Source organism: Halorubrum ruber (assembly GCF_018228765.1).
In the GTDB taxonomy this organism is placed as follows: domain Archaea; phylum Halobacteriota; class Halobacteria; order Halobacteriales; family Haloferacaceae; genus Halorubrum; species Halorubrum ruber.
On record NZ_CP073695.1, the window covers coordinates 758,614 to 779,568 of the forward strand.

Consider the following 20,955-nt stretch of genomic DNA (forward strand, 5'->3'; position numbering starts at 1 on the left):
GCGCCCGTTCGCCCCGTATGGACCACACGCGACGCGACGCGCTCGCCGGGGGCGCGCTCGCCCTCTCGGTCGCGACGGCGGGCTGCCTCGACTTCGCCGCGGGCGACGGGCCGCAGGGCCCCGAGGGGACGCCGGCGACGCTGACCTGCGAGGACGAGGAGTTCGTCCGCCTCGATCGGCCGTTCGAGGCGTCGGTCACCGAGACCCTCGTCGAGACGGCGGAGACGACCGTGGAGCTCTCCACCGAGGGGACGACCGAGACGTACGGCCAGTCGCTCCGGCTCGTCCTCCGCAACACCGGCGACGCCCCGACCCCCACGCTCGGCGAGGCCGCGTACTCGCTCCAGCGCGAGACGGGCGAGGGGTGGCTCGACGTCCGCGGCTCGACGACGGGCGAGGCGGTCGAGCTACCGCGGAGCGAGTCGTCGCTGGACACGAGCTCGGCGTACTCCTGGGATATCACGCTGACCGAGTCGGGGGTCGCCGACGCCGTCGACAGCGTCGACCTGTCGGTCTGCCCGCCGCTCGGTCCCGGGACCTACCGGTTCGTCTACTGGGGGCTCGTCGACGCGCCGCCGATCGGCGCGGAGTTCGAATTAGTCGGGTGAGGGGTTCGGCTCCCGCGTCGCCGCCGAAATCGACTCAGAACGACTGCCAGTCGGAGGGCTGGCCGACGCGGCCGCGGACCCGGAACTCCCTGTCGTCGTCGTCGACGCGCGTCTCGACGACGAGCTCGAACGGCTCGTGGAGGGTGTGGACGACCTGCTCGTCGTGGGCGGTCGAGCCGACGACGCCGACGAACGGCCACCCCTCGCCGGAGGTCTGGGAGGTCATCACGCGGGTGAACCGGTAGATGCGCTCGGGATCCCAGTACATCAGCAGCTGCGAGAGCGAGTAGACGCCGACCGCGCGGTCGCGCCCGGCGGAGGACTCGACGACGTCGGTGAACTTGATCCCGATGTCGGTGAGGTTGCCCGCGCTGGCGACGTACTTCGTCGTCGGCGTGTCCTCGCGCTTGTCGCCCTGCTCGTGGGTGACGCAGTCGATGACGACGACGTCGTCGCCGTCGCCGCCCGTCAACTCCTCGTAGTCGGCGCGGACCTTCTCCGCGGTCCGGCCCGTCGAGATGACGACCGGGCCGTCGGACCACGCCGCGAGCAGCCGGTTGAACAGGTCGTACTTCCCGCTCATCGGGGGACCGCTGATGAGGACGCTGTCGGCACCGCGGACAGCGTCGGGAAGCGCGGTCATGGTGAAAACGTGAGAGAGTGTCGGGTAAAACCCTTCCGAGGGATCACTTTCGGAGCATGGAAGGGAGGTCGAGCGACGACGGCGGCCCCTCCCGCGGCCCGTCGGTGAGTGTCAGCTCGCGTATCGCACCGGGGAGCGCGGCGGGGACCGGCGACTCGCGCGGCTCGCCGGCGCCGTCGACGAGCGAGCGCCAGACCGCCTCGTCGTCGGGGTCGTCTCGCTCCGCCTTCGCCTCCAGCGCCTTCGTCCGCCCCTCGTCGTACGCCAGCTCCACGATGCTCCGGTCGTAGCTCCCCGGGAACGCCTCCAGCACCCGGTCGAGCTCATCCGGGCGCTCGCTGTCGACGCCGGCCGCGACGCCCAGCGCGAAGGCGCGCTCGACGGCCTCCTCGCGGGTGAGGTCGTCCCACTCCGTGCCGAACGTGCGGTCGTACATCAGTGCGTCACCGTCGCGGCCGAACCGACGCGGAGCCCGCCGTCGGTGAACTCCACGTCTTGGATGTCGGTGTCGACGTTCGTCCCCCGCATCTTCAGCACCTGAACCCCGCGCTGCATCCCCTCGTCTTCGAGGTAGTTGTGCATGAAGACGACGCCGTGCGCGAGGTAGTGCTCCTCCGAGTAGGCGCTCGGGTCGGTCATCTCCGATATCAGCAGCGTCGTGGCGTCGGTCCGCTTCAGCGAGGAGAGCAGCTGGATCATCGTGTCCTCGTCGTCGTCGAGGAGGAACCGCAACAGCATCGTCGAGTCGAAGACGACGCGGTCGATGTCGCGGGAGTTGATGAACCCGGTGAGGCGGTTGGTGACGCCCGAGCGGTCGCGCCGGTCGCCGGGGAGGCCGAAGAAGCGCCGACCGTCCGACGAGAAGGAGTCGAGGAAGGTGACGCGGTCGGAGTCGAGCGCGCGGTCGAACCCGAAGTCGTAGCCGCTCATGTCCTCGCGGATCCCCTCCTTCGTCTCGTGCATGCTGATGTAGAGGACGTCCTCGCCGTTCCGGGCGCCCTGGGCCGCGAACTGCGAACAGAAGGTCGTTTTGCCGCTCCCGGGCGGACCGCTGACCACGTAGAGGCGGTTCTCGGGGAACCCGCCGTCGACGAGGCCGTCGAACCCCGGGACGCCGCTTGAGACGCGCATACGTGGGAAACCCGTCGGACGGCTGATAAGCGTTGGCACCCGGTTCTCACGGGTGAGAACCGACGCGGTCAGCGAGCGTCTCGCGCCGAACCGGGGTCGGCTTCTCCTCCCGCCTACGCCTCCGCGGCCTCGACGTCGTCGAGTTCGGCGGCGAGCGCGTCGTCGACGTCCGGCGAGACCCAGACGACGAACCGGTCGTCGGACTTGACGATGCCGCGGACGCCTTCGTCCTCGACCGTCGTGCCCTGGTCGACGTCCTCGGGCGAGACGTCGCGGACCTGGAACACCTCGTCGACCATCCAGCCGACCGTCCCGCCCTCGTCGATCTCGGCGTCGTCGAAGACGACGATCCGCTCGCGCGGGCCGTCCTCGTCGATGTCGAACAGCGTCTTCGGGTCGACGATCGTCGTCGTCCGGCCGCGGAGGTCCATCACGCCCTCGACGTGGTCCGGCGAGTTGGGGATCCGCGTGAGCTCGCCGGCGTCGACGATCTCGTCGATGACGCCGATGTCCAGACAGTACGTCCCGTCGCCTAACCCGAACTCCAACACCTTGGTCGGTTCGGCCTCCGCCTCTGTTGCTGCCATGCCCGTAGCTGCGGCGAACCGACAAATAATCGTGTCCCCTGAATTATCAGGGGTGATTACTGGGTCCGTGGATTTATGCTGATTCTGCGCCCGCCGTGAGACATGAGCAGGACGACGGATCGGCGCGGCGGTCGGGACGGGTCGCCGCGGGTGGTGGTCGTCGACGACTCGCCGTTCATGCGGGGACTGATAGGCGACCTCCTGAGCGACGCCGGGGTCGCGGTCGTCGGCGAGGCGGGGGACGGGGAGGAGGCGCTCTCGGTGGTCGCCGAGACGCGCCCCGACGTCGTGACGATGGACGTCGAAATGCCCGGGATGGGCGGGCTCGAAGCCGTCGAGCGGCTGATGGAGGAGACGCCGACGCCGGTGTTGATGCTGTCTGCGCACACCGACGAGGGCGCGGAGGTCACCTTCGAGGCGCTGGACCGCGGGGCGGTCGACTTCTTCGCGAAGCCCGGCGGCGAGGTGTCGACGGGCGTCTCGCGGGAGTCGGAGCGCCTCGTCGAGGCGGTGCGCTCGGTCGCGGGCGCCGACCTCGACGCCGCGACCCGCGAGCGGGACGACCCGAGCGCCGCGGCGTCGCGGTCGAGCGAGTCCGGCGGCGACGCCGGCGCCGGCGCGGCGGACGTCGACGGGCCGCTGACGGTCGTTATCGCCGCGTCGACCGGCGGCCCGAACGCGGTCGAGCGCGTGCTGTCGGCGCTGCCGATGGCTGACTGTCGCGTGGTGGTCGTCCAGCACATGCCGGAGGCGTTCACCTCGCGGTTCGCGGACCGGCTCGACGCCGCCTCCGCGTACGACGTGCGGGAGGCGAGCGACGGCGCGCGGATCGGCGCGGGGGAGGTGCTCGTCGCCCGCGGCGGGAGCCACACGCTGATCGACAGCTACCGCTCGGGGCGGCTCCGGGTGAAGCTCGACGAGGACGACGACTCCCACACGGTCACCCCCGCGGCCGACGTGACGATGCGCTCCGCGGCCGAGGTGATCGACGACCCGCTCGTCGGCGTCGTGTTGACCGGGATGGGCTCGGACGCCGCCGAGGGGATCCGCGCGATGGCCGACGCCGGGGCGCGCACGCTGGCGCAGAGCGAGGACACCTGCGTCATCTACGGGATGCCGAAGCGCGCGGTCGAGACGGGCGGGGTCGACGCCGTCTACGACCTCGACGACGTCGCCGGCGCGATAGTGGGGGGTGAGGCCTGATGGACTCCCACCGCGCCGCGTTCGTCGCCGAGGCCGAAGACGGGATCACCGACCTCAACAACGCCTTACTCGCCCTCGAGGCCGACCCCGAGGACACCGAGGCGATGGACGACGTGTTCCGCGTCGCCCACACCCTGAAAGGGAACGCCGCGGCGATGGGGTACGAGGACGTCTCCGACTTCGGGCACGCCTTAGAGGACCTGCTGGACGCGGTCCGGCAGGGCGACCGCGAGGTGACGCCCGAGCTGATGGACCTCCTCTTCGAGGGGGTCGACACGGTCGAGGCGATGGTCGAAGAGATCGCCGACACCGGCGAGGTGTCGACCGACCCCTCCGACCTCGAATCGCGCCTGCGCGAGATGGAGGAACACGGCACCGTCGGGGGGGACGGCGGAAGCGATGAGAGTGACGACGAGAACGACGAGGCCACCGGCGACGAGGACGACACCGATAGCGAGCCGTCCGGCGAGTCCGGAGATGACGCCGAAGGCGACGCGGACGACGCGACCGACGTCTCGGTCCCCGAGCCGCCGGCGGCCGCGGCCGACCTCCCCGACCCGGTCGCGTACGCGGACGTGACGATCGGCGACGCGCAGATGCCGGGCGTCGACGCCGCGCTCGTCCTCCAGGCGCTCGACGAGCAGTTCGACGGGCACGCGACAGACCCCGCGCCGGAGGCCTTAGAGGACGGCGAGTACGACGAGTCGTTCGACGCCTTCGTCGGCGGCGCCGACCCCGAGGTCGTCGCCGAGGGGCTCCGGGCGCTCACGCAGGTCGAGGCGGTCACTGCGGTCGCGGTCGGCGACCGCGCGGACGGCGCGGAGGCGGAGTCGAGCGACGCGGACGCCGAGTCGGACGACGCCGAACCCGCCGACGCGGCGATCGACGACGAGCCGGCCGACGCCGGTTCGGAGGCCGCGGAGCCGGCCGAGGAGAGCGTAGACGAGGAAATCGGCGGTGAGACCGAACGGGCCGACGACGGCGGCGACGATTCCGGTTCGAAGTCGGACGATTCCGGTTCGAAGTCGGACGATTCCGGTTCGAAGTCGGAGTCGAAGTCCGGCGACGAGATCAAGTCGATCCGCGTCGACGTCGACCAGGTCGACGAGCTGTACGGGCTCGTCGAGCAGTTAGTGACGAGCCGGATCAAGCTCCGGCGGGAGCTGGAGGCCGCCGACGCCGAGTCCGACACGTTAGACGAGCTCGACAAGCTCGCCTCCAGCCTGCAGGACACGGCGATGGACATGCGGCTCATCCCGTTCTCGCAGGTATCGGACTCGTTCCCGCGGCTCGTCCGCGACATCTCGCGGGACCTCGACAAGCGGATCGACTTCGAGATCGAGGGCGACGACGTGGAGCTCGACCGCACCATCCTCACGGAGATGCGCGACCCGCTCGTACACGTTCTGCGGAACGCGGTCGACCACGGGATCGAGCCGCCCGAGGAGCGCGAGGCCGCTGGGAAGGACCCGACCGGTCACGTCAAGCTCTCGGCCGAGCGCGAGCGCGACCACGTGATCATCGAGGTCGCGGACGACGGCGGCGGACTCGACCCCGACCAGCTCCGCGAGAAGGCGGTCGACGAGGGCGTCAAGAGCCGCGAGGCGGTCGACGCGATGGAGGACGACGAGGTGTACGATCTCGTCTTCCACCCCGGCTTCTCCACCGCGGAGGAGGTGACCGACGTCTCCGGCCGCGGCGTCGGGATGGACGTGGTCCGGACGACCGCGCGCGACCTCGACGGCTCCGTCTCCGTCGAGAGCGAGCCCGGCGAGGGGACCACGGTCCGCTTCCGGCTCCCCGTCACCGTCGCCATCGTGAAGGTGATGTTCGTCGACGTGGGCGGCACGGAGTACGGGATCCCGATCAAGTCGATCGCGGAGGTCGCCCGCGCCGACGACGTCGAGGAGGTCCACGGCGACGAGGTCGTCAGACACGAGGACGACCTCTACCCGGTGATCCGCCTGAACGAGCGGCTCGGCGAGGTGGCCGCTGACGCGGCCGAGGCGTCCGCTACCGAGGCGGCCGCTGCCGAGGCGGCCGCCGACGAGACTCCCGCTGCCGACGGCGGCGTCGCGACCGACGAGCCGGGCGACGACGGGTTCGTCCCGGCCGATCCCACGGCGCCCGGCTCCGAGCCCGACGGCGCTGGCGGGCCCGACGACGACGGCATGCTCGTCCGGATCCGCGAGGAGACGCGGCAGGTCGCGCTCCACTGTGACGCTGTGCTCGACCAAGAGGAAGTGGTGGTCAAACCCCTCGACGGCCCGCTCTCGGGGACGCCCGGCCTCAGCGGCACGGCCGTCCTCGGCGACGGGGACGTCGTGGCCGTGCTCGACGTGGTGAGCCTATGAGCGGGTCAGCGGACGACGGCGAGACGGCGTTCGAGGGCGTCCTCCGGCAGATCGACGACACGGTGCCGTTCGAGCCGGGCTACTACAACGAGTCGTACCTCGACCGCCGGATCACGGCGCGGATGCGCCGGCGAGACACGGAGTCGCACGCCGAGTACGAGCGCATCCTCCGCGAGGACGCCGACGAGCGGCAGGCGCTGATGGACGCGCTCACGATCAACGTGACGGAGTTCTTCCGCAACCCGGAGATGTGGGACGTCCTCCGGGACGTGCTACGCGAGCGGACCGCGGACCAGCGGCGGGTCCGCGTCTGGTCCGCGCCGTCGGCGGACGGCCGCGAGCCGTACTCCGTCGCGATGTTGGCCTGCGACGACCCCGAGATCGACGAGTCGCGCGTGGAGGTGCTCGGCTCCGACATCAGCGAGGAGGCGCTCGACAACGCCCGCGAGGGCGTCTATCACACGACGCGGACGACCGACATCGCCGAGGAGCTCGAACCCCTCTCGGACCCGGACCGCTACGTCGAGCGCGACGAGGACACGTTCCGCGTCCGGGAGGCCCCGCGCCGACTCGTCGAGTTCGAGACGCACGACCTGATCCGCGACGGCGCCCGCGACCCCTTCGACGTGGTGTTGTGCCGGAACCTGCTGATCTACATCGACGTCGACCACAAGGCCGCCCTCTTCGACACGCTGGAGGCGTCGCTCGCCGAGGACGGTGTCCTCGTGTTGGGGATGACCGAGAGCGTCCCGCCGGACCGCAGCGACCGCTACGAACCGATCGACAAGCGACGGCGGGTGTTCGGGAGGCGCTGATGTCGCTGTACCAGCACGCTCGGGACGGGAACGCGGAGCGCCTTCGAGACGCGCTCGGTAGCGACAGCGCGGCCGTCCGGCGGCGCGCCGCCGAGTTCCTCGGCGAGGTCGGCGAGGAGGGCGACCAGCCGACGATCGACGGGCTGCTCCGCGCGGCGACGACGGACGACGACCCCGAGGTCCGCGGCGCGGCGGTCGACGCGCTCGACGAGATCGGCGAGGCGGCGCTCGAACAGCTCCTCGAGGAGCTCACCGGCGGCGGCGGCGACTCGGAGGCGGAGTGGGTCACCGCGCGCAAGTTTGCCCGCGCGCTGAAGGCCGACCGACCGGAGCTCCGGATGGCGGCGGCGAACGCGCTCGGGCGCCTCGACGACGCGAGCGGTCTCCAACCCCTGGTCGGCGCGCTCGACGACGAAGACCCCCGCGTCCGGCTTCGCGCGGCGCAGGCCTGCGGGACCTTCGCGGACGCCAGGGCGGTCCCCGGCCTCCGCGAGCGGCTCGACGACGAGGAGCCGCGGGTGCGCCGCGCCGCGGCGAACGCGCTGGGGACGATCGGCACGGACGAGGCGCTGTCGCCGCTGCTCGACCTGCTCGACGACGGCGACGAGTCGATCCGGCGGATCGCGGCCGGGGCGCTCGGCAAGGCGAGCACGCCGGAGCCGGTCGAGCCGCTCGCGCGGGCGCTCGGCGACGAGAGCGCCGTCGTCCGCAACGCGGCGGTGTACTCGGTGATCGAGCTGCTCTCGAACGTGCCGACCCAGCAGAGCCACGCGGTCCGCGACCAGGTGGTCTCGGAGCTGAAAGCGGCCGACGACGCGACCGTCGTCGAGCCGCTCGTCGAGATCCTCACCGACGGCCAGCAGTCCCGCCAGCGCCGGAACGCGGCGTGGATCCTCGGCCGAGTGGCGGACCCGGATACGGCGACTGCGGTGGAGGCGCTCGCGGACGCGCTCGCGGACGACGACCCGCAGACCGCGCAGTTCGCGGCCACGAGCCTCAAGAGCCTCGGCGGCCCGGTCGTCGAGGACCGCCTGCTCGACAAGCTGGGGCCCGAACACCCGGAGGACGCCCGCGCGAAGGCGGTGTTCGTCCTCGGGCAGATCGGCGGGCAGGAGACGCTCAACCGCCTCGAAGAGTACGCGGACGACGACAGCCAGGCCGTCAGAAAGCGCGTGTTCTCGGCCGTCTCGAAGCTGCGCGCGGGGGGTCCGTAAATGGCGCAAGAGGAGGGCGAGTACAAGATCACCGACACGCAGGCGAAGTTCGCGGTCGCGGTCCGGGAGGGCCGAAAGGTGAGCGACGTCTCGTGGACGCCCGGCCGCGTCCTCCTCTCGAACCGGCGGCTGATACTCGCCGGCAACGACGGGAAGCGGACCGTCCCGCTGTCGAAGCTGGAGCGGCTCGGCGGTCGCCACGACGCGAACCAGTCGGTCGCGCGCGTCTCCAACTACGTGAGCTTCGACCTCGGCGAGCAGGTGATGCTCGTCGCCGCCAAGGACCACGAGCCGTTCGAGCGCGACGTCTACCGCGCGCTCTTAGACCAGAAGACCGTGATGGCGAAACACCCCGCGATCGAGGGCGGCGTCGTCCAGGACACCGAGTGGGAGCAGGCCCGCGTGAAGATCGACGAGAACGGGCTCAACGCGGCCTTGGAGCGCGGCGCGTTCGTGAAGTTCGACCTCGACGACATCAGCGGGCTCGACGCGGCGAAGCGCACCGTCAACGGCGACAAAAAGCCCGTCATCGAGGTGTCGCACACCGACGACGAGGGGACGAGCATCGAGACCCACGTCGCCGGCGACCCCAGCCGCATGCGGTTCGTCGAGTCGTGGCTCCGGAAGGGCGAGGAGCGCTCCTCGACGAACGTCGACCTCTCTAACCGCGACCGGGAGGTGCTGATGGCGCTGTACTCCGGCGTCTCGCCGTTCGAGATCCCCTCGTTCCTCGGGATGGACGTCGACGACGTCGAGGAGACGTTCGAGCGGCTCGTCGAGCTCGAAGTGGTCGAGGAGGTCCGGGTCCGCCGCGAGGTCGCGCTCAACTCCCGCGGCCGCAACATCGCCAGCGAAGCGATGAACGAGCAGTAGGGCGGCCTCGCTCCCCCGAAAGCAACCCCGCGCCGGGTCGGCGCGTCGAATCACGCTTAAGTCGCCGCCCGGCGCAGTACGGGCATGAGCTACGAGGCAGTGCTTTTCGACCTCGACAACACGCTGTACCCGTACGCCCCGTGTAACGAGGCGGGCAAGCGGGCCGCGCTCGACGCCCTCCGCGAGCGCGGGTACGAACTCGACCGCGCGGCGTTCGACGACCTGTACGCGACCGGCCGGCGGGAAACGAAGCGCGAAACCGGCGGCACCGCGGCCTCGCACTCCCGCCACGTCTACTTCAAGCGCGGGCTGTCTCGGCACGCGGGCGAGCCCGACCCCGCGGGCGCGCTGGCGGCTGGCGACGCCTACTGGAACGGCTACCTCGCGGAGATGTCGCTCTGCGACGGCGTCGAGGCGGTCCTCGACGCCCTCGACGCAGCGGGGACGGACGTCGCGGTCGTGACGAACCTCACGACGCGGGTCCAGCTGCGGAAGCTCGTGCGCCTCGGGATCGACGACCGGATCGACCTGCTCGTCACCTCCGAGGAGGTGGGCCGCGAGAAGCCGAGCGCGCTCCCGTTCACGAGCGCGCTCGCCGAGCTTGACCGCCGGCCGAGCGAGGCGCTGGCGGTCGGCGACAACGTCGAGACCGACGTCGCCGGCGCGAACGCCGTCGGGCTCGACTCGGCGCTGTTCGTCGCCGACGGCGACGCGCCGGCGGACGCGGAACTGTCCGAACGACAGCGCCCGGACCACCGGCTCGACGCCTTCGCCGACCTGACGGAGGTGGCGGCGTGACCCGAGAGAGCCGCGACGACGCCAACTCCGACCTCCTGCGCGGGGCGCGCGAGGCGGTCGTCGAGTACGCCCCCGCGCTCGCGGACCTGACGCCCGGCCGGACCGGGAACCTGAGCGTCCGCGACGGCGATTCGGTCGCCGTCACGCCCACCGGCGTCCCCTACGACTCCTTCGACGCCGCCGACGTGCCCGTGGTGTCGCTGGAGGGCGAGCGGCTCGCGGGGCGGATGGCGCCGTCGAGCGAGGTGCCGATGCACACGGGCATTTATCAACACGACCGGCCGGGCGCGATCGTCCACACCCACTCGCCGTGGGCGACGACGATGGCGACGCTTCATCAGAAGCTTCCCCCGATCCACTACATGATCGCCGCCGTGGGGCGGGAGGTCCCCTTAGCGGACTACGCGCCGTACGGCACCGAGGAGCTGGCGGCGAACGTCGTGGCCGCGATGGCCGAGGCGGGCTCCGACGCCGCGATCCTCGCGAACCACGGGCTCGTGGTGACCGGCCCCGATATCGAGACGGCGGTGGAGAACACCCGCCACGTCGAGGACATCTGCCGCCTCTACCTGCGCGCGTCCGCCGTCGGCGAGCCGCACGTCCTCACCGACGAGCAGATGGCGACGGTGGAGGAGCGGTTCGAGAGCTACGGCCAGCAGCCCGACGCGGAGTGAGGAGGGGAATCGCCGACAGTCGGCCGGTTTTATAAATACACGGGCGGCTACCGGATCGGTATGACAGACACCGAGCCGGCGCCGGCGGTCCGCGAGACCGCCGAGTCGATCGCGACCATGGAGATCCGCGGCGCGGCCACCATCGCCTCCGCGGCCGCCGAGGCGCTCGCCGAGCAGGCGGAGGCGGCGGCCGAGGCGGACGCGACCGCGAGCGACCCCGAGGCGTTCCGCGCGTCGATGCGCGCCGCGGCGCGAACCCTCCGCGAGACGCGCCCGACCGCGGTGTCGCTGCCGAACGCCCTCCGCTACGTCCTCCAGCGGATGGAGGGCGACTCCGTCGATCGGCTCCGCCGGAGCGTCGTCGACGCGAGCGAGGCGTTCGTCGAACAGCTCGACCGCGCGCAGGAGGACCTCGGGCAGGTGGGCGCGAACCGCCTCGCGGACGGCGACACGGTGATGACCCACTGCCACTCCACCGACGCCCTCGCGTGCATCGAGGCGGCCGTCGAGCAGGGGAAGTCGATCTCGGCGGTCGTCAAGGAGACGCGCCCGCGCCAGCAGGGGCACATCACCGCCGAACAGCTCCGCGACGCAGGGGTGCCGGTCACCCTGATCGTCGACTCCGCGGCGCGGCGCTACCTCGACGAGGTCGACCACGTCGTCGTCGGCGCCGACTCGATCGCCGCCGACGGCGGCGTGATCAACAAGATCGGCACCTCGGGGCTCGCGGTCAACGCCCGCGAGCGCGGCGTCCCGATCATGACCGCGGCCCAGACGATCAAGCTCCATCCCGAGACGCTGACGGGCCACACCGTCGAGATCGAGATGCGCGACGAGGGCGAGGTGATCGAGCCCGAGGCCCGCGAGGAGATCGGCGACATCGCGGTCGAGAACCCCGCGTTCGACGTGACGCCGCCGCGGTACATGGACGCGATCGTCACCGAGCAGGGGCAGTTCCCCCCGGAGAGCATCGTGACGCTGATGCGCGAGCTGTTCGGCGAGGGCGCCGCCGAGCCGTGGGCGGAGCCATGAGCGGGCGCGACGGCGCTCCGGAGGACAGCGCGTCGGGCGACGGCGCCTCGGTCGACGGCGACCCCGGAGACGAGGGCGTCGACGACTGGGACGAGACCGTCGCGGCGTGGGACCGCGAGGTCGACGAGTGGGAGGAGGCCCCGGACGGCGGCACCGAAGGGCCGGTCGGCGGCGACGAGGCCGCCGACGGAACCGCCGACCGCGCCGGCGACGACGTCGATCCCGCGGTCGACCGCGACCCCGACCTGACCCCCGACGAGGCCGACCGCGTGCCGAAGGTCGTCTCGGCGGGCCACATCAACTGGGACGTGACGATCCACGTCGACAGCCTCCCCGAGCCGGACGGCGAGACGCGGATCGAGCGGCTCGAACAGTCCGGCGGCGGCAGCGCCGCGAACGTCGCGGTCGGGCTCGTCGACCTCGGCGGCCAGTCGGTCGTCTACGGCAGCGTCGGCGGCGACGAGTCGGGCGCGCTCGCGCTGCGCGAGCTCGCGAGCGCCGGCGTCGACCCGGGGCAGGTGCTCGTCGACGCCGACGAGCCCACCTCGGTGAAGTACGTCATCGTCGACGGCGGCGGCGAACTGCTCATGCTCGCGAACGACGGCGCCAACGAGTCGTTCTCGGCGGCCGGGCTGGACCGCGACACGCTCGCGGCCGCCGACCACCTCCACCTCACCGGCCAGCAGCCCGAGACCGCGGCGGCGCTCGCGACCGCGGCCGCGGAGGCGGGCGCGACCCGGAGCTTCGACCCCGGGCGCCGCGTCGCGGACCGCGAGTTCGAGGCCGCGCTCCACGCGAGCGACGTGCTCTTCTTAAACGACCGCGAGGCCGACGCGCTCGAAGCGGCGACCGACGTCGACCCGTGGGAGCCGGACGACCGCGTCGTCGCGATCAAGCTCGGCGACGAGGGCGCGACGGTGCGGACGCCGCACGGCAGCGTCTCGCACCCGGGGTTCGACGTCGATCCGGTCGACACGGCCGGGGCGGGCGACGCCTTCGCGGCCGGGTTCCTCGCGGCCGCGCTCCGGGAGCCGGAAATCACCGGCGACGGGTTCTCGCACGACCCGCGCGACTACCAGGTGCCGATCCTGGTCGGCAACGCCTGCGGCGCCGTCGCGACCGAGTCGGTGACCGCGCGCACCGACCTCTCGTGGGACCGCGTCCGCGAGACGATGGGCGAGTCGCCCGAGACGGACCTGCTGATCGAAGTGCGCGCTTGACGCACAGCGGGGTCACCGCCGGGGCGGTCACCCTTCGTAATCGAACGCGACCGCGAGGTCGGCGGCGCCCCAGAACACGAACCGGTACCGACCGGGGACCAGGTCCGGGCAGACCCGGAGCGCGTCGGCGTGCGGGCCACCCTCGACCGACGTCCCGTCCCTGACGGGCCCGCCCTCGACGAGCCCGGACTCGGTCATCTCGAACTCCCACTCCAGACTCTCGCCCGGCGGGACGATGATCGCCTCGTCGGTGTACGCGAACGTGGCGTCGCCGTCGGTCCCGCGGAGCTCGGTCCACCCGTCCTCGGTGCGGATCTCCAGGTTGTACTTCCCCTGATTGCCGACGGACGCCTCGCGCGCGGAGACGTTCGTCAGTTCGATCCGGAACCGGGTGCCGCGGCCGATCGCGAGCGGATCGGACCCGGCGTCGTCGTCGCCGGGGGTCACGACGCGAAGCGCGAGCGGCCCGTCGCCGCTGGCGTCGCTGCCGGCGCCGCCCCCGCCGCCCCAGTTGACCCCGCCGTCGTACATCTTCGGGTGTCGCTCGAAGCCGTCGGCGTCGCAGTCGAAGGCGGCGGGGACGGTCGAGGGCTCGTGGTCGGGCCGGATCCCCCCGGCGAGCCCGTCCGGGTCGCGGAGCCAGTCGCCGTCGCGCACCGTCCCCGTCTCGCCCCAGCCGTCGGTGACGGAGAGCCGGACCGCGTCGGGGAGCGGGTCGGCGGTGACCCGGAGCAGCGCGGCCGGGTACGTGATCGCCTGGCCGCAGGCGACGTCGTCGCTTTCCGCCCCGCGGACCGTCGCGTCCGCGACGAGCGTCCCGTCCTCGACGCCCACGTTCTCGAACGCGATCTCGTCGTGACAGGTGTCGGGACCGACGGACTCGACGTAACAGAGGACCGACTCCGCGAAGTCGGTCTCCTCGACGAACGCGCGGACCTCTTCGGGTGCGTCGTCGAGGAGCCACGAGCCGTCTCCCTCCTCGGCGATCAGCGTACAGAACCCGCGCCGCTCGGTCCGGCGCCACGCCGGGCCCGAGAGGGCGGCGCCGACCTGCTGGACGACCGTCGTTACCTCCTCGGCGTCGCCGCCGTCGCCGTCGGGCCCGTCGTCTCCGTCGCCTCCGCTCCCGTCGCTGCCGTCTCCGTCGCCTCCGCTCCCGTCGCTGCCGTCCGCCGGGACGCTGGCCTCCGTACACCCCGCGAGCGCGACGCTGCCGGCGGCGGCGACGCCGTAGAGGGTCCGTCGTCGCGTGAACTGAGTCATACCTCTCGGTACGCGGCCGGTACATAAGGGCTTCCTGTAAGCTCAAACGCCCGTCTGACCCATCGCGGCGAGCGGTTTCGTCCGCCCGTCGCGGTCGGCTTACGCCGGCGCGAACAGCGCCTCGATCCCCTCGGAGTCGAGTTCGGCCGCGAGGCCGAGCGCGAGCGCGACGCGCGCCTTCGCGGCCGGGAGGTCGCCGGCGAACGTCACCCCGCGGTCCGCGAGCGTGACGGCGCCGCCCGGCGTCCCGTACACCGGCTCCGTCGGCCCGGCGGGCGGGCGGCCGGCGACGACGACCGGCACGGACTCGACCGCCTCGCCGATCGCGTCGCCGAGCGCCCCGGTGACGTTGCCGAGACCGGTCCCCTCCACGACGATCCCGCCGACGCCAGCGTCGAGCGCGCGTTCGAGCGCGCCCGCGCCGACGCCGGTCCCGGAGTGGATCACCGGGACCTCGGGCACGTCCGCGGCGCCCCCTATCGCGTCTGCGAGGGGGTCGACCGCGACGCCGCGCTCGGGGGCCCGGACCAGCCGCGAGGCGGCGCGGGTGAACGTCGCGACCGGTCCCGTCCCCGGCGAGGTCATCGTCGACAGCGCGTTGCTGTGGCCCTTCACCACGTCGCGGGCGGCGTGGAGCTCGTCGTCGAACGCGACGTGGACGCCCGGCGCGAAGCGGTCGTCCGCGGCCGCCCGGACGGCGAGCGCGAGGTTCGCGGGCACGTCGCTGGAGGGCTCGTCGAGCCGGCGCTGCGCCCCGGTGACGACGACCGGCGCGTCGAGGTCGGTGAGGAGGTCGAGCGCGAACGCGGTGTCCGCGAGCGTGTCCGTCCCGTGGGTGACGACGACGCCGTCGGCCCCCTCTGCGACCGCGTTGCGCGCGGCCGTCGCCGTCGCGAGCACGTCCCGCCACCGCACGTCGAACCCGGGCTGTGAGCACACCTCTCTGGTCGTCACCCGCGCGTGGTCGCTCACGGCCGGCACCGCCTCGACGAGGTCGTCGCCGGTCTTCTCGGGCGCCGCGCCGTCGTCGCCCGGCTCCGAGGCGATGGTGCCGCCGCAGGCGACGACCGCTACCCGCGGGCGGCCGCCGTCGGCGCGCGCGGCTGCGTCGTCTGGATCCCTCCGGTCCTCGCGTCCGTCACGGCGATCGGTCTCGGTCATACCCCACCTCGCTCCCCGACGGACAAAGCGGTTGGTGCCGCGGCAGTCGTTCCGCGCCGCGCCCGTCGGTCTCCGACTGTCGCCCGCCCCCATCGTCGGCGGTCCGCAGCGGTCTGGTCGCTCCGGATGGGTCGACTCGCCCCGCGGCCGGCGGATCGCCGCTGATCCCGAAACAAAGGATTAGCTGGCTCGATAAACAGTTAAAATGTCTTTGCGGCCGTTTTAAAACGACGCGATCGGTCGAGAAATGTGGTGAAATTCGTCGAACCCTCGGCGGGGTATATGTGGTCCCCCGTCGTACGGAGAAGTGTCCATGTCAACCCCCGCTCCCACCCAGATCGCCTCCGGCGAACGGCTCGCCGGGCTGATGACCGGCACCGTCAAGGCCGCCGCCTTCTGGGCGGCCATCGCCATCCCGGCGACGTACCCCGCCCTGCTGTACTCGGGGCTCGACGGCGGCACCGGGCAGCTGTTCGTCGTGCTGCTGTTCGCGAACGCGCTCGCGCTCGCGCTCGGTCACGACTACAAGCGGTGACCGTCGACGCCTGACCGCTCACCGAGAGCCGAGTCGAACCGCCCTCCGAACGTCCGACGCGCCGCGTGGACACCGGCGCTTCGCCCTCCCTCCTTCCGCCCTTCCCCTCCTGCCTTCCGCCCTTTCCCTCCCGCCCTCCGCCTTTCCCCTCCTGCCCTCCGCCCTTTCCCCGCTTTCGTTCTCTCCGCCCTCCTTCCGCCGCACCTCGGTTCCTGCGCCAGCATCCGCTCTCGAAGCGCTTACCCCCGCCCCGATCCGACTGGGCGTATGAGCGACGAGACCCGCGTCGAGTGGCGCGACTGGGGCCCCGAGGCGTTCGCCGAGGCCGACGAGCGCGACCGCCCGGTGCTGCTCTCGCTGTCGGCCACCTGGTGTGAGGGCTGTCACGAGATGGACGCGATCACCTACGCGGAGCCGCGGATCGCGGCCAACGTCAACGAGGAGTTCGTCCCCGTCCGCGTCGACGTCGACCGCCACCCGCGGGTGCGCGAGCGGTACAACATGGGCGGGTTCCCGACGACCGCCTTCCTCACGCCCGAGGGGACGCTGCTGACGGGCGCGGGCTACCTCGACGTCGACGGGATGCGGCAGGTGCTCGAATCGGTCCGCGAGATGTGGGCCGACAAGGGCCGCGAGGCCGGGCGCGTGCCCCGCGCGCTCGACGCCGACCTGCCGCCCCGCGGCGAGGTGACGGACGGGATCGAGAGCCACCTTGCGGGCCAGTTAGAGGCGAAGTACGACGCTGAGAACGCCGGCTGGGGGACGGACGCGAAGTTCCCGCTCCCGCGGACCGTCGAGTTCGCGCTGAAGCGCGACCGGAGCCGCGCGCTCCGGACGCTCGACGCGGTCCGCGACCACCTCACCGACGACGTCGACGGCGGGTTCTTCCGCTACGCGGGCACCCGCGACTGGGGCGACGTCGCCTACGAGAAGCCGCTGGACACGAACGCCGCGGTGACCCGCGCGTTCGCGAACGCCTTCCTCTACACCGGCGACGAGGCGTACTTGGAGCCCGCCGTCGACGCCGTCTCCGTCCTCACCGACGAGCTCTGGACCGGCTACGGCGTCGGCGGCAGCCTCGGTCCCGGGCTCGGCCGCGCCTACTACGCCGCGCCGGCCGCGGACCGCGCGGACCTCGACGAACCCCGCCGCGACCTCACCGTCTTCGCCGGCGGCAACGCGCTCGCGGCGGACGCGCTGCTCGCGGTGGCCGCCTACACCGACGACGAGCACGCCCGCGAGTACGCCGACCGGATCCTCGACGGGCTCGAACGCGACCTGATCGACGCCGAGAGCGGCGTAGTGACCCACTACCGCGGCAGCGACGAGGCCGGCGAGACCGACCTGCTGGAGGACGCCGCCCGCGTCGTCGGGGCGTACGTCCGCGCCGCCGGCGTGCGCGGCGAGGGCGCCGACGTCGCCCGCACGGTCGCGGACCGGGCGATCGACCGGCTCCACGTCGACGGGTCGTTCGTCGACGGGCCGCGCTCGGGGCCGGGGCTGCTCGACCGGTCGTTCCGCCCGCTCGACGCCAACGTCGAGATGGCGTCGTCCCTGCTCGACCTGGCGGCGCTCACTGGCGAAGAGCGCTACCGTGAGGTCGCCCGCGAGACCGCCGAGGCGTTCGCCGGCGCCACCGAGCGGCTGAGCGTACAGGTCGCCGACTACGGGAGCCTCGCGGGGCGGCTCCGGCGCGGGACGACCGTCATCGCCGTCGGGACCGAGCCCGGGAGCGACCTCCACCGCGCCGCGTGGCGGGTCGCCGACCACGAGAAGGTGATCGCGCCGAACGCCCACGAGGCCGACGCGCCCGCGCCGCGGACGGTTTCGGAGGGGACGGCGGTCGTCCTCGCGGGCGACGGCGCCTCGGAGCCGGCGGAAACGCCGGACCAGTTGATGGATCGGGTCGGCGACGTTCTGGGCTGAGGGTCTGGACCGCGCCGGATCGACGCGTCGGCGGCGTCGCTCTGGCGTCGGCGGTATGGACTCGGCGTCGACGGTCGTCCGTGAGCTCGGCCGCGGATCGTAAACGGACGATGCGTTTATACGGGCGCCGGGGCATCCCCGAGTATGGCATCTCTTCGCGACTTGGGCCTCTCCGAGTACGAGGCCCGGGCGTACCGCGCGCTCCTTCGGACCGGGCCGACGACGGCGAAGGACCTCTCGCGGGCCAGCGAGGTCCCGATGGGGCGGATCTACGACGTGCTCAACAGCTTAGAGCAGCACAACCTCGTCCGCAGTCAGGCGGCGAGCCGGCCGAAGAAGTACGTCGCGGTCGAGCCGGACGCCGCGCTCGACCGCCTGCTCGACGAGAAGAAAGAGGAGCTCCGGACGCAGGCGGAGCAGTACGAGTCGGTCGTCGACGACCTCTCGACCGAGCTCGACGCCGGCGAGCCGGTCGACGGCCAGTTCTGGACCGCGGCGGTCGGCGCCGAGGAGGCGACGGACCTCCTCTTAGAGCGGATCGCCGCCTCGGAGCGCCGGGTGGTCGTGGTTGCGGGCGCGCCCGCGACCGGCTTCGACCTCGGCACGATCGGTGAGCGCGTGACCGCCGAGCTGGAAGCCGCGCTCGACCGCGGCGTGGAGATCCGGGTGCTGCTGTCGCCGGCGACGGTCGACGAGCTCCCACGGAGCGTCGGCCGGCGGTACACGTCGGAGCTGGCCGACATGGAGGGGTTCGAGGTCCGGACGATCCCGGGCGTCGACGGGACGTTCAACGTGTTCGACGAGATCGAGGTGTGCATCGAGGTGCCGCACCCGCTGTCGGCGGACGAGCCGTTCGCGATGATCGACGTGAAAGACATCGAGTTCGCGACGAGCGTGAAAGACCAGTTCGAGCCGCGCTGGGCGGAGGCGGAGCCGCTGACGTTCGGATAGGTGGCTAGCGACGACAGTTTATAAATGGCGGTGCGGCGGCGCGTGCCTGCGAGCGGCCGCCCCCGGCGGCCGCGAGGAGCACGCGCGAGGGAGTCGGTCGCCGAGCGGAGCGACGGCGACCGACGAGGCTGGGGAGGCGTGAGGTGCGGTTGCGGTGCTGTGCGGGGCGGGACTCAAAGGGGCAGTCGCGAGGCCACCGTAGGCGACCCAAGCACCGCAGCGAAGGAACGGAGTGACTGAGCGAGGAGCGCAGCGAGCGTACGGTGGCCTCGCGGCTGGGGCTTTGGAAGTGTTCGCAGTCGATCTGCAATCAGCAATTTATAAGCGAGCGGCTGGGGATTTGGAAGTGTTCGCAGTCGATCTGTAATCAGCAATTTATAAGCGAGCGGCTGGGGATTTGGAAGTGTTCGCAGTCGATCTGCAATCAGCAATTTATAAGCGAGCGGCTGGGGCTTTGGAGGAGTTCGCTGCCGCGCCGCTAACTATTTATAAACAATCGACAGCAACGCCCGGACTTATTTAAAATGGCCTGGAGACCACGTCTACACGCTCTTATCGGTCGAGTTCGTCCCGCAGGTCGCCTAAGCGGACCTCGCGCTCGGCGTGGGCGTTGTGCTGGTGGATCGACTCGTCGTTCGACTGCTTCATGTGGATCACGGCGTCGTCGGAGAGGTGCGGGAACTCCTCGACGGTCCCCTCGGCGAGCGCGCGGACGCAGTCCTCGACGAACTTCGCGTCGGCGTGGGCCTCGTAGGTCATGTGGTCCTCGTCGGGGCGCTTCGCCATGTTGTAGATGCGCGCGCTCATCGAGTCGCGGGCGACGTCGATCACGTCCCGGAGGTCCACGTCGGGGTGGCCGTCGGTCGTGATCGTCAGCGTCGCGTGGCCGCGCTGGGAGTGGCCCGGCTGCGGGACGGCGTCTAAGAACTCCTCGGTCGTCTCCTCGTCGACGCCCAGCTCGGCGAGCTTGTCGCGGGCCCGCGACTCGCTCATCCCCTGCGAGCAGGGGCAGACGGTCATCCCCGTCACCTCGGCACCGATCTCCTCGCGCGTGCCGTCCTCCGTCGCCTCGGCGCTGGCGACGATCGTCGCCGTGCTCTGCGTCTCGATGCCGGACGCCGGCGTGTCCTCGCGGGTGACCAGCTCCGCCGACATCGACACCTCGGCGGTGGTGGTGTAGTCGTGTTTCTCGAGGAGTCGCTCCGCGGCGTCGCCGCAGACGTCCTCGACGCGGTACGCCTCCTCGCGGGTGATGTCCTCTAAGATTTCGTCAACCGTCGCGAGGTTCCGCGACATGTCGATCCCCTTCCGGCCGCTCGGGAGGTCGACGAACACCTCGAACTCCGCCATGAGGACGATGGGCCGTTTGTCGCCGCGCGCCAGCTTGACGAGCTTCTCCACGCCGGTGACGCCGACCTGCGAGAGCCCGACGGTGACGTCGGGGGCCGAGGCCTGTACGTCCGGCAGCTGATGACTCATTACGAATATGATAGGGATTGCCGGGATTAGCCCTTTCGGAAGGGGGAGGTGCGTCTGGTAGTCGCGCGCGTGCGACCCGACCGCGCGAACGGGCGGCGCGGCGCTCGCCGTCGACTCGCGCGTGTGAGACGCCCACGTCCCGAGGATCGTAACGCACGATTTATAACGGCGGCAGCGGAAGGTATCCCAAGACCATGCCGAGTTCCAATGGGCCGCAGAAGGCGACTCGCGACAAGCTCTCGAACAAACCCCGCAACCGCGGCACCTCCCCGCCGCAGCGAGCGATCCAGGAGTTCGAGGAGGGGTCGCAGGTCCACCTCAAGATCGACCCGAGCGTCCCCAAGGGACGCTTCCACCCGCGCTTCGACGGCCGGACCGGGACCGTCGTCGGCAAGCAGGGCTCCGCGTTCAAAGTCGAGATCCCGGACGGCGGCAAGACGAAGACGCTCATCGTCACCGCCGCCCACATGAGCGCGCAGCAGAACTGA

Annotated in this window: 20 protein-coding genes and 2 pseudogenes; 15 read left to right on the top strand and 7 right to left on the bottom strand. The window is 71.6% G+C overall.

The features are described from left to right. Nucleotides 1–17: 17 nt before the first annotated feature. Nucleotides 18–608: a DUF6517 family protein gene (locus J7656_RS03685; protein ID WP_017343942.1), complete on the top strand. Its 591-nt coding sequence runs from the start codon at nt 18–20 to the stop codon at nt 606–608. A 34-nt stretch (nt 609–642) separates the two neighbouring features. Here the strand turns inward: J7656_RS03685 and J7656_RS03690 are convergent, their stop codons facing one another. The 4 genes from J7656_RS03690 to J7656_RS03705 all read right to left on the bottom strand — a co-directional run bounded on the left by J7656_RS03690 (nt 643) and on the right by J7656_RS03705 (nt 2,969). Beyond that, nucleotides 643–1,251 (bottom strand): DUF7504 family protein, encoded by a 609-nt coding sequence (locus J7656_RS03690; RefSeq protein WP_017343943.1) that lies wholly within the window; start codon nt 1,249–1,251, stop codon nt 643–645. Between the two features lie 43 nt (nt 1,252–1,294). After that, complete coding sequence (locus tag J7656_RS03695) at nt 1,295–1,687, bottom strand: DUF8057 family protein (protein WP_211554131.1); 393 nt, start codon at nt 1,685–1,687, stop codon at nt 1,295–1,297. Further along, entirely contained in the window at nt 1,687–2,382 is a 696-nt protein-coding gene (locus tag J7656_RS03700; RefSeq protein WP_017343945.1) for an RAD55 family ATPase, read from the bottom strand. Before J7656_RS03700 ends, J7656_RS03695 begins: the two co-directional genes overlap by 1 nt. A 113-nt stretch (nt 2,383–2,495) precedes the next feature. Further along, a complete protein-coding gene (locus tag J7656_RS03705) occupies nt 2,496–2,969 on the bottom strand; it encodes a chemotaxis protein CheW (RefSeq protein WP_017343946.1) in 474 nt (157 codons plus the stop codon). A 102-nt stretch (nt 2,970–3,071) separates the two neighbouring features. Between J7656_RS03705 and cheB the strand changes: the two genes are divergently transcribed. From cheB to J7656_RS03750, 10 genes and pseudogenes are all read left to right on the top strand, one after another. Further along, on the top strand, nt 3,072–4,172 hold the full coding sequence (cheB, locus tag J7656_RS03710; RefSeq protein WP_211554135.1) for a chemotaxis-specific protein-glutamate methyltransferase CheB: 1,101 nt from the start codon (nt 3,072–3,074) through the stop codon (nt 4,170–4,172). Next, nucleotides 4,172–4,568, top strand: a pseudogene (locus tag J7656_RS15240) (Hpt domain-containing protein); the annotation flags it as partial. The gene cheB and the pseudogene J7656_RS15240, both read left to right, overlap by 1 nt. A 98-nt stretch (nt 4,569–4,666) precedes the next feature. Beyond that, nucleotides 4,667–6,526, top strand: a pseudogene (locus J7656_RS03715) (chemotaxis protein CheA); the annotation flags it as partial. Further along, complete coding sequence (locus J7656_RS03720) at nt 6,523–7,341, top strand: CheR family methyltransferase (protein WP_017343949.1); 819 nt, start codon at nt 6,523–6,525, stop codon at nt 7,339–7,341. The pseudogene J7656_RS03715 and the gene J7656_RS03720, both read left to right, overlap by 4 nt. Then, nucleotides 7,341–8,555: a HEAT repeat domain-containing protein gene (locus tag J7656_RS03725; RefSeq protein WP_017343950.1), complete on the top strand. Its 1,215-nt coding sequence runs from the start codon at nt 7,341–7,343 to the stop codon at nt 8,553–8,555. The genes J7656_RS03720 and J7656_RS03725 overlap by 1 nt, the downstream gene beginning before the upstream one ends. Then, complete coding sequence (locus J7656_RS03730; protein ID WP_211554147.1) at nt 8,556–9,428, top strand: CheF family chemotaxis protein; 873 nt, start codon at nt 8,556–8,558, stop codon at nt 9,426–9,428. It abuts the gene before it with no gap. 84 nt (nt 9,429–9,512) lie between these two features. Beyond that, nucleotides 9,513–10,226: a ribulose-1,5-bisphosphate 5-phosphatase gene (locus tag J7656_RS03735; protein ID WP_211554149.1), complete on the top strand. Its 714-nt coding sequence runs from the start codon at nt 9,513–9,515 to the stop codon at nt 10,224–10,226. Then, nucleotides 10,223–10,900 carry a ribulose-1-phosphate aldolase gene (locus J7656_RS03740; protein WP_211554151.1) on the top strand — a complete coding sequence of 226 codons (678 nt, stop codon included), beginning with the start codon at nt 10,223–10,225 and terminating at the stop codon, nt 10,898–10,900. Before J7656_RS03735 ends, J7656_RS03740 begins: the two co-directional genes overlap by 4 nt. Nucleotides 10,901–10,960: 60 nt before the next feature. Further along, nucleotides 10,961–11,932, top strand: a complete 972-nt coding sequence (locus tag J7656_RS03745; RefSeq protein WP_017343954.1) for a ribose 1,5-bisphosphate isomerase — start codon at nt 10,961–10,963, stop codon at nt 11,930–11,932. Beyond that, nucleotides 11,929–13,152: an ATP-dependent ribose-1-phosphate kinase gene (locus J7656_RS03750; RefSeq protein ID WP_211554153.1), complete on the top strand. Its 1,224-nt coding sequence runs from the start codon at nt 11,929–11,931 to the stop codon at nt 13,150–13,152. Before J7656_RS03745 ends, J7656_RS03750 begins: the two co-directional genes overlap by 4 nt. Before the next feature lie 27 nt (nt 13,153–13,179). On the opposite strand, the gene J7656_RS03755 is transcribed toward J7656_RS03750, so the two are convergent. After that, complete coding sequence (locus tag J7656_RS03755; protein ID WP_017343956.1) at nt 13,180–14,415, bottom strand: hypothetical protein; 1,236 nt, start codon at nt 14,413–14,415, stop codon at nt 13,180–13,182. Between the two features lie 99 nt (nt 14,416–14,514). Then, entirely contained in the window at nt 14,515–15,576 is a 1,062-nt protein-coding gene (locus J7656_RS03760) for an asparaginase (protein WP_017343957.1), read from the bottom strand. A gap of 313 nt (nt 15,577–15,889) precedes the next feature. Between J7656_RS03760 and J7656_RS03765 the strand changes: the two genes are divergently transcribed. From J7656_RS03765 to J7656_RS03775, 3 genes are all read left to right on the top strand, one after another. Continuing rightward, nucleotides 15,890–16,111 (top strand): DUF8028 family protein, encoded by a 222-nt coding sequence (locus J7656_RS03765; protein ID WP_017343958.1) that lies wholly within the window; start codon nt 15,890–15,892, stop codon nt 16,109–16,111. A 267-nt stretch (nt 16,112–16,378) separates the two neighbouring features. Next, a complete protein-coding gene (locus J7656_RS03770; RefSeq protein WP_211554155.1) occupies nt 16,379–18,037 on the top strand; it encodes a DUF255 domain-containing protein in 1,659 nt (552 codons plus the stop codon). Nucleotides 18,038–18,181: 144 nt separating this feature from the next. Further along, nucleotides 18,182–18,988, top strand: a complete 807-nt coding sequence (locus J7656_RS03775) for a TrmB family transcriptional regulator (RefSeq protein ID WP_017343960.1) — start codon at nt 18,182–18,184, stop codon at nt 18,986–18,988. Between the two features lie 552 nt (nt 18,989–19,540). Here the strand turns inward: J7656_RS03775 and mptA are convergent. Beyond that, complete coding sequence (mptA, locus tag J7656_RS03780; protein ID WP_004597169.1) at nt 19,541–20,467, bottom strand: GTP cyclohydrolase MptA; 927 nt, start codon at nt 20,465–20,467, stop codon at nt 19,541–19,543. A gap of 194 nt (nt 20,468–20,661) precedes the next feature. Between mptA and J7656_RS03785 the strand changes: the two genes are divergently transcribed. After that, the gene (locus tag J7656_RS03785; protein ID WP_004597168.1) at nt 20,662–20,955 is read left to right on the top strand and encodes a 50S ribosomal protein L21e; all 294 of its coding nucleotides are present in this window, start codon (nt 20,662–20,664) and stop codon (nt 20,953–20,955) included.

Bases quoted from the DNA above. Each gene is read 5' to 3' on its own strand.
- J7656_RS03700 (WP_017343945.1), bottom strand. From the start codon at position 2,382: ATGCGCGTCTCAAGCGGCGTCCCGGGGTTCGACGGCCTCGTCGACGGC.
- J7656_RS03760 (WP_017343957.1), bottom strand. From the start codon at position 15,576: ATGACCGAGACCGATCGCCGTGACGGACGCGAGGACCGGAGGGATCCA.
- J7656_RS03685 (WP_017343942.1), top strand. From the start codon at position 18: ATGGACCACACGCGACGCGACGCGCTCGCCGGGGGCGCGCTCGCCCTC.
- J7656_RS03720 (WP_017343949.1), top strand. From the start codon at position 6,523: ATGAGCGGGTCAGCGGACGACGGCGAGACGGCGTTCGAGGGCGTCCTC.
- J7656_RS03765 (WP_017343958.1), top strand. From the start codon at position 15,890: ATGTCAACCCCCGCTCCCACCCAGATCGCCTCCGGCGAACGGCTCGCC.
- J7656_RS03735 (WP_211554149.1), top strand. From the start codon at position 9,513: ATGAGCTACGAGGCAGTGCTTTTCGACCTCGACAACACGCTGTACCCG.
- J7656_RS03785 (WP_004597168.1), top strand. From the start codon at position 20,662: ATGCCGAGTTCCAATGGGCCGCAGAAGGCGACTCGCGACAAGCTCTCG.
- J7656_RS03770 (WP_211554155.1), top strand. From the start codon at position 16,379: ATGAGCGACGAGACCCGCGTCGAGTGGCGCGACTGGGGCCCCGAGGCG.
- J7656_RS03725 (WP_017343950.1), top strand. From the start codon at position 7,341: ATGTCGCTGTACCAGCACGCTCGGGACGGGAACGCGGAGCGCCTTCGA.
- J7656_RS03705 (WP_017343946.1), bottom strand. From the start codon at position 2,969: ATGGCAGCAACAGAGGCGGAGGCCGAACCGACCAAGGTGTTGGAGTTC.
- J7656_RS03750 (WP_211554153.1), top strand. From the start codon at position 11,929: ATGAGCGGGCGCGACGGCGCTCCGGAGGACAGCGCGTCGGGCGACGGC.
- J7656_RS03695 (WP_211554131.1), bottom strand. From the start codon at position 1,687: ATGTACGACCGCACGTTCGGCACGGAGTGGGACGACCTCACCCGCGAG.
- J7656_RS03690 (WP_017343943.1), bottom strand. From the start codon at position 1,251: ATGACCGCGCTTCCCGACGCTGTCCGCGGTGCCGACAGCGTCCTCATC.
- J7656_RS03745 (WP_017343954.1), top strand. From the start codon at position 10,961: ATGACAGACACCGAGCCGGCGCCGGCGGTCCGCGAGACCGCCGAGTCG.
- J7656_RS03775 (WP_017343960.1), top strand. From the start codon at position 18,182: ATGGCATCTCTTCGCGACTTGGGCCTCTCCGAGTACGAGGCCCGGGCG.
- cheB (WP_211554135.1), top strand. From the start codon at position 3,072: ATGAGCAGGACGACGGATCGGCGCGGCGGTCGGGACGGGTCGCCGCGG.
- mptA (WP_004597169.1), bottom strand. From the start codon at position 20,467: ATGAGTCATCAGCTGCCGGACGTACAGGCCTCGGCCCCCGACGTCACC.
- J7656_RS03730 (WP_211554147.1), top strand. From the start codon at position 8,556: ATGGCGCAAGAGGAGGGCGAGTACAAGATCACCGACACGCAGGCGAAG.
- J7656_RS03755 (WP_017343956.1), bottom strand. From the start codon at position 14,415: ATGACTCAGTTCACGCGACGACGGACCCTCTACGGCGTCGCCGCCGCC.